The sequence below is a fragment of the Acinetobacter rongchengensis genome, assembly GCF_003611475.1.
GTDB lineage: Bacteria > Pseudomonadota > Gammaproteobacteria > Pseudomonadales > Moraxellaceae > Acinetobacter > Acinetobacter rongchengensis.
Map to the genome: position 1 here is coordinate 1 of NZ_RAXT01000170.1, position 799 is coordinate 799.

Genomic DNA, 799 nt, shown 5'->3' on the forward strand with positions numbered 1-799 from the left:
GAGCATCGTCACCACCTGCTGTCGTCCAATGCGCTGCCAAGGTAAACCCTGGATCAGTGCCTGTAACTGTTCCGGACTGATCGCCATGCTTTCACCCTGGTGAACCTGCGCCCAGTGGAATTTTCCCTGTTCCAGCCGCCGGGCACACAGCCAGATGCCCAGTCCATCATGTACCAGCACTTTCATGCGATGGCCACGTTTATTACAGAACAGGTAAGCACAATGCGGTTTAATGTAGCCAAAGGCTCTCACCACCTGAGCCATGACAGTATCCATCCCTGCTCGCATATCCAGAGGTTGGGTAGAAAGCCAGATTTCATCAATGCGGATCATGTTGCAAGTGCCTTGAGTAATTCTGCTAAAGCAGATATTTCTGATACTTGCCATTTCAAGCCAATTTCTGCTTTTGAGTGGGGTAAAGTAATTTGAACCGTTAACATGTCAGTAGGAGTAGGATCTAATGGTGCAGAGCAAGATAAGGCAATAAATGCAGGTTTATTCGGTAGTGGTGAGCGATCATTCCCTGGCTTACCATCAATTAAGCGAATCCATTTGGATACAAGATTTGTATTCAATCCATGTTGCAAAGCGACCGAAGCAATTGAAACGTCCGGTGCTTTACAAGCCTGAACGATCTGCTGTTTAAATTCAGCACTGTATGTTCTTCGTTTTTTCGCAAGAGATGCGATGGATGTCTGGTGATTTGTAGTCATAAATTTTAGTCCCCACTTGTTTTTAAGTGGGGACTAAATTAAGGCTTATAGGAAGAATTCATAAGGTGTGTTCAGCGGACGCTTAC

The 799-nt window shown here is 45.7% G+C and carries 2 protein-coding genes; both read right to left on the reverse strand.

The features are described from left to right. Nucleotides 1–333: IS66 family insertion sequence element accessory protein TnpB (gene tnpB, locus D7V20_RS19325; RefSeq protein WP_067728626.1), on the reverse strand; the 333-nt coding region annotated here is incomplete at its 3' end. Beyond that, nucleotides 330–713 carry an IS66-like element accessory protein TnpA gene (gene tnpA, locus D7V20_RS19330; RefSeq protein WP_004762545.1) on the reverse strand — a complete coding sequence of 128 codons (384 nt, stop codon included), beginning with the start codon at nt 711–713 and terminating at the stop codon, nt 330–332. The genes tnpA and tnpB, both read right to left, overlap by 4 nt. Between the last annotated feature and the right edge of the window lie 86 nt (nt 714–799).